The sequence below is a fragment of the Wohlfahrtiimonas larvae genome (assembly GCF_002006755.1).
In the GTDB taxonomy this organism is placed as follows: Bacteria; Pseudomonadota; Gammaproteobacteria; order Cardiobacteriales; family Wohlfahrtiimonadaceae; genus Wohlfahrtiimonas; species Wohlfahrtiimonas larvae.
On record NZ_MVDO01000071.1, the window covers coordinates 1 to 6,572 of the forward strand.

General features: G+C 35.1%; 6 protein-coding genes, 1 tRNA gene and 1 pseudogene. 2 read left to right on the top strand and 6 right to left on the bottom strand.

Translation table 11 applies throughout. The annotated features are described in order from the left end of the window. Together BZK14_RS04425 and BZK14_RS04430 are read right to left on the bottom strand one after the other, a co-directional pair. A pseudogene (locus BZK14_RS04425) lies at positions 1-253 on the bottom strand (HTH domain-containing protein); the annotation flags it as partial. A gap of 68 nt (positions 254-321) precedes the next feature. Then, entirely contained in the window at positions 322-549 is a 228-nt protein-coding gene (locus tag BZK14_RS04430; RefSeq protein WP_077925365.1) for a hypothetical protein, read from the bottom strand. Between the two features lie 287 nt (positions 550-836). Between BZK14_RS04430 and BZK14_RS04435 the strand changes: the two genes are divergently transcribed. Continuing rightward, a complete protein-coding gene (locus tag BZK14_RS04435) occupies positions 837-1,139 on the top strand; it encodes a hypothetical protein (RefSeq protein ID WP_077925366.1) in 303 nt (100 codons plus the stop codon). 65 nt (positions 1,140-1,204) lie between these two features. Here the strand turns inward: BZK14_RS04435 and cadA are convergent, their stop codons facing one another. After that, on the bottom strand, positions 1,205-3,337 hold the full coding sequence (cadA, locus tag BZK14_RS04440; RefSeq protein ID WP_077925367.1) for a lysine decarboxylase: 2,133 nt from the start codon (positions 3,335-3,337) through the stop codon (positions 1,205-1,207). A 160-nt stretch (positions 3,338-3,497) separates the two neighbouring features. On the opposite strand from cadA, the gene BZK14_RS04445 reads away from it, so the two are divergent. Beyond that, positions 3,498-3,719: a hypothetical protein gene (locus tag BZK14_RS04445; protein WP_077925368.1), complete on the top strand. Its 222-nt coding sequence runs from the start codon at positions 3,498-3,500 to the stop codon at positions 3,717-3,719. Positions 3,720-4,101: 382 nt separating this feature from the next. Here BZK14_RS04445 and BZK14_RS04455 read toward each other — a convergent pair whose 3' ends face one another. The 3 genes from BZK14_RS04455 to htpG all read right to left on the bottom strand — a co-directional run. Continuing rightward, complete coding sequence (locus BZK14_RS04455; protein WP_077925370.1) at positions 4,102-4,425, bottom strand: hypothetical protein; 324 nt, start codon at positions 4,423-4,425, stop codon at positions 4,102-4,104. Positions 4,426-4,540: 115 nt separating this feature from the next. After that, positions 4,541-4,631, bottom strand: a tRNA-Ser gene (locus BZK14_RS04460). An 87-nt stretch (positions 4,632-4,718) separates the two neighbouring features. Further along, a partial coding sequence (gene htpG / locus BZK14_RS04465; protein WP_077925371.1) for a molecular chaperone HtpG occupies positions 4,719-6,572 on the bottom strand: 1,854 nt, incomplete at its 5' end.

A 6,572-nucleotide genomic window follows, 5' to 3' on the forward strand; every position in this document is an offset into this window, starting at 1 on the left:
TTGCAAAATGCGCAAAACGCTCAATATCTTCTTTATATAAACGCCCCAATGAGGATTTAGCTAAACTATAATATTTTGGGCCAAACTCATCCCAATCTAAAAATGCAAAACGATCACGCAAATCGCGATTAATTGTCCTTGTTTCAACATTATACTCTTCTGCCAAGCGACTGATTTCTAAACGATCGCCTCGATTTAACTTCGTTAGAATACTTGCTAAACGAAATGCTAACTGTAAATTTTTATTGGACATACAATCACTCATTATCTTTATCAATGACAAGATTATATCGACTTTAAATCAAAAAATTTAATCAATAATTACACACCGAATAATTTCTTCAAATAATTGATGAGCTTTGAAGTATTTTCATTCTTCGGCAAAAGAATATTTGAAGATGAATGTTGTGTATTAGCTTCATATTTAAGTTTTGTTTGACCGCATCTTGGGCATGCATAAGGCAAATCAATCGCATCGCTACTCTCAGATAAGGTCCAATGACAGCTTTGGCAGCGTATTGTAAACGGCAATTGTTGCATAATCGGCATAATATGCTCCTTGATATCAGTAATCATGCACCACAAAATAGCACCCTACTTTGCATGGTTGTGTCACCACTTTTGATATTCTTAATATTCTGCAAGAATCTTTAATTATCGTTTCCCAATTAGATTTTAGCAAACACAATGATTGATCAATATCTAAAATTTATCGATTAATCGCACTAATCTTGATCGTAGCTAGCATTATGTCATATCTCGATTGTATCTAGCTCAGAAGCGATTTAGTATTCAATTCAACAAAGACACACATTAATTGTTGAAGGATGATCAAAATGAAAAAAATTATCATGACAGCTTTATTAGGTGCAACATTCTCATTAGCAACAGCTCAACCCATTTTCTTCGTCCACCCGATGGATTTTGATAATACTGAAGCGATTAATTATTCTTTAAATTATTTTGTGAAAAATGAATGTCAAAATACAGATCAAGCTGCTCAATTGACAGCATTTGAATCACTTTCTCATGGCAAAGATCGCGCCGCAATGGATAAAGCCATTAAAAGTGTTTGTGATTCAGGCTCTGAACAATGTGATTATGTCACAATTCAAACAGAATATTTAAAACAAATCTAACTCATTTACTATCAATTTAAATCCACTTTAAATATTTAAAGTGGATTTAGTGTTGTCATAAAAGATTATATTAAAACACGTACAACATATTGCCCATCGGCATTTTTATAAACGCCATGAATATCCGTTTCAAATCCTGGATAATGAGTGCCACGCTCACAGAGCATTTCTAAAAATCGTAATACAGGCAGATTATCTTTCGTGACTTTTTCACCTGGCATAATCAAAGGCACACCTGGTGGATATGGTAAAATCATATTAGCGCTTACTTTATCGACCATTTCAGATAATAAACATTCCGTTACATTACCTTTAATCTCTTCTTGATAAGCTTCATGCGGTGTCATTTCCATTTCTGGCAAATGATCAAAAGCTTCATACATTAGATTTGGCAGATCATATTTGATCATTAATTGATGAATGCCCTGAGCTAAATCCTGAATACGCATATCCACATAGAATTCAGGATTCACAGCATATAGATCAGGCATTGCATCGCGAATCGTTAAATTAGCATCATAAATGCGTTTAAAATCCATCAAACTACGTAATAATGTCAATGCGCGCGTTTCATCAATACCCATGCTGAATAAGAATAGTAAAGTATATGGGCCAGTTTTTTCTATGATGATGCCTCGTTCGTCTAAAAATCTCGCCACAACCAATCCTGGAATCCCTGTTTTATCCAATTTACCTTGGGCATCCATGCCTGGCATTAAAACTGTTACTTTAATAGGATCTAAATACAAATGATCTTCATCAGGCTTTGGAAAGCCGTGCCATTGACTGTTAGGATTCAATGGCCAACATTCAGCTTCATTGATATTACTTGGTTGCCAAATATCAAAAAACCAATCGGGGGATTCTGATTTCAAGCGAATGATCTCTTTACGAAAATTGATTGCACGATCAATCGCCTGTTGCATCAAATTCTTGCCTGATTCACCTTGCATCATTGCTGCCGCTGTTTCACACGATGCCACAATGCTATACAACGGTGATGTCGTTGTGTGCATCATATAACCTTCATTGAAGGTGCGTTCGTTAATTTTACCTTTTACATGAATCATGGAAGATTGTGAAAATGCCGCCAATAATTTATGTGTAGACTGCGTTTCATAAATTACTTTACCTTCAATCCGTTCACCGCCCATACCAGATTTACCATCATAAATCGGATGAAAATTTGTATAAGGCACCCAAGCAGAATCAAAGTGAATAGAATTCACAGGCAATATTTTTTTAATATAATCAGTATTATAAAAAATTCCATCATACGTTGAGTTTGTGATCACAGCATGCACTGGCCAAGTTGCTTTTGGCGTTATATCGACTAATTTTTGAATATGCTCTTTTGTAAATTCATGCTTTGGAATGCCGCCCAAAATCCCATAAGCATTACGAGTTGGGCATAAATAGATTGGCACAAGATTTGTCATCATCATTAAATGTGTAATGGATTTATGGCAATTACGATCCACTAAAATAGTGCTACCAGCTGGGCAAGCATACATACCGACAATTTTATTCGCTGTAGATGTACCATTGGTTACAATGAAACTTCGATCCGCATTAAAAACTTCTTCAATAAACTCTTCAGCCTCTTTATGTGGCCCTGAATGATCCAATAATGAACCAAGCTCCTCAACAGAGATAGAAACATCCGAGCGCATCGCATTTTCACCATAGAAATCATAAAACAAAGAACCAACAGGGCTTTGCTCAAATGCAGCACCGCCCATATGCCCCGGGGTACAGAATGTATATTTTTCTTTATGAACATAATCAAATAATGCTTTCGTAAATGTTGGCAATAAATCATGAATATATTCTTCGATTTTGAGTTCAATGCGATCCACAATATCCGTGACATGATTCAAAATGTAATTATGAAAATGAATATTGATGGCTAAATCACTGAAAGCAAAATCTAAAATCGTATTATCATTGATGAATGTAAATACTGGCAGTTTTCCATTGATCTTAGAAATTGCTCGACTCAATACCAAATTATGATGATCCCAATCAAAGATCACTCCACCAATACGAGCATTTTTTCGTAACAAATCCAATAAATCATCTGCATTTTTTGGAAATATCAGATCAAAGCCAGCTTCTGTTAACTCTTCTGCAAGATTTTCGAAAACATCAGCTTTAAATACATCTGTGACATCATTCAACATTACGATTGTTTTCATTAAATGATTCATCTCCTTTACTTTATCTTATTACTTTATTGCTTAACCACAGCCATAGTACGCAAGGAAATTATAGAAAACAAACATATTTCAACAGATATTCTTTTAATGTACTATCCTATTATCCCATTTGTAATGAACATAGTTAAAAAGGAAAACCATGAGTAACTTAGATCTTGAAACTCACTCCATTAATGTTAAATGCCCTAAGTGCTCTAGAATCGTTTCAGAAACCATCAAACATCTTAAAAACAACCCCGTAACTTACTGCAATACATGTAATGATTCTTTTGACGTTCAAGAGGAAGATATTAATAAAGGCATAGATAGAATTTCTGCAACAATTGCTAGTCTCAAAGAATCATTAAAAAAAGGCTGGTAAACAGCCTCTGCAAATAATTTTTTAAATAAATGTAAAAAATTATTATGGCATAATATAGATTCACCCCTGAAATGTTAAGAGATATTAAATGCCTATCAAATTAACAATTGCAATCATAATATCAATCGTCCTTGCGTTACTAGCTACTGCTAATATAGTTCTCGATTTCCACTTTTTTGGTAGCCCATTAGATAGCGCCGATCACTCTATATTGTGTATTTATACTGAAAAATTAATCTATTCTTTTCTTGCTATATTCTTTGCGATCCTAGCCGTAGGGTTATTAAGCCTTAAATAATTTATATTTCTTGTAGACTTTTCTACATTTCAATAAAAAACCTCAGATTAAATACTGAGGCTTGAGTCATCCTATCATCACAAACTATAAGAATTCAGGCAAAGTACCTAGATCATCTTTCAATGTGCGTTCGCCATCAATTCTTAGATATTCTTTATCACCTTCTACAACCAAACTTACATCGTTCAACACTGTCCATAATTTTTGATTCTTTGAATACGCAGCTGTTTGAATCTTCAATTTACTTGTTTTCAATAAATCACAAATCAAACCTTTCACAGCATATCTAGAGCCTTTCACCGTTATTTTACCATCTTGATCAACGTCTACACGCCTAATTCTCACGCCAGCAATATTACCTTGGCCATCTTTCTTAATTTTATATATATAAAAATCTGCTGTTGTCATTCTATTTCCTCAATAATCATGTTGTATTGACTGACAACATGGAATTTTACTTAGTATGCTTCCTAAGCATAAAAACAAAAAAGCCCTTGTAAAACAAGGGCTCAATCGCATAATCTGGCGGAGAAGGAGGGATTCGAACCCTCGATACGCTATTAACGTATACGCCCTTAGCAGGGGCGCGCCTTCAGCCTCTCGGCCACTTCTCCGTAAGAAGTGAGATGTATTATAGAGAAAAAATCTCAGTTGTAAAGCCTAATTTTGCTTAAAAAGTAGGCTTTATCTCATTCTGCATACTATTTCATCAATCTATTTAAACGATTGACGAATTCAGATGGGTTTTCTAACTGAGAACCTTCCAATAATAATGCTTCTTCATAAATTAGCATCGCCAAATCATCTGCAATCGCATTATCAGTTTCGCGCGCAATACGTTCAACTAATGGATGCTTCACATTGATTTCTAACCAAGGTTTCATACTTGGCACATCATGCCCTGCTTCTTTCAACATTTTTTCAAAATGACTACTTAAAGCATATTCATTGCGAACCAATACTGAAGCTGAATTCGTTAAACGCTTAGAAACTTTCACATTCTCAACTTTTTCACCCAATACATTCGTGATCTTATCGATGATTGCTTTATCTTCATTCGTTAATTCTGGTTTTTCTTTTTTCTCATCTTCGGCTTTATCATCCAAATTTACATCGCCTTTCGCAATGTTCACAAATTTTTTACCTTCAAATTCAGATAAGAAGCCCATCATCCAATCATCGATCACATCTGTCATCAAGATCACTTCATAGCCTTTAGAGCGATAAATTTCTAAATGCGGGCTATTTTTTGCAGTATTCAAGTTATCAGTTGTGATGAAATAGATATTCTCTTGCCCTTCTTTCATTCTGCCGATGTAATCTGCAAATGAAACTTCTTCCGCATCATTTTTTGTAGAAGCAAAGCGTAAAAGTTTAGCGATGTTTTCTTTGTTCGATGCATCTTCGCCAATACCTTCTTTAATCACACGACCAAATTCTTTATAGAATGTTGCATATTTTTCTTTCTCATCCCCTGTTGCCAAGTTATTCAACATCGTTAACACACGACGCGTCACACCCTGCTTAATAGAATCCAACGTAGAAGATGATTGTAAAATCTCACGAGACACATTTAATGGTAAATCCGCTGTATCCACAACGCCTTTCACAAAACGCAAATAACGAGGAATCAATTTGTCTGTCGCATTCATGATGAACACGCGGCGAACATAAAGCTGCAAACCATAATCCTGATTTTGCTCCCACATATTTTGTTGCGCATGTTCTGGCACAAATAGTAGAGATGTGTAATTAACTTTTCCTTCCACTTTGTTATGTGACCACAACAGAGGATCTGCATAATCATGACTAATGTGCTTATAAAACTCTTTATATTCATCATCTGTCACATCTTTTTTATCGCGTTGCCAAATAGATGTTGCAGAGTTAATTTGTTCAATTTCAATTTCTGAAACTGTTGTTGGCTCTTCACCTTCTTGTTCAGCTGGCACAGTTTTTGTGCGTTCAATTTCCATCATCACAGGATAGGCAATGTGATCAGAATACTTCGTAATGATTGAACGGATCGACCACTCGTTCAATAAATTTATGTGTTCATCACGCATATGCAATGTAATTTCCGTACCTGCTACTGCTTTCGATGTATTTTCTAATGAAAACTCACCTTCACCCGTTGATTCCCAAATCACAGCGCTATCTTCTGGCTCACCAGCTTTACGTGTTGTTAATGTCACTTTATCTGCAACGATGAATGCGGAGTAGAAACCAACACCAAACTGTCCAATCAAATTAGATGCATCTTTTTGATTCTCTTCTAATTTTTCCAAGAATGCTTTTGTCCCTGATTTAGCGATTGTACCAATGTTCTCAATCACTTCATCACGATTCATACCGATACCATTATCTCTAATGGTTAATGTTTTTTGTTCAGCATCCATTGTGATGAAGATTTCAGGATTACCTTGATTCTCGATCAATTTAGCATCTGTCAAACCTTCAAAACGGCGTTTATCCAATGCATCCGATGCGTTTGAAATTAATTCACGCAAAAATATTTCATGATTTGAATACAAAGAGTGAATCATTAACTTTAA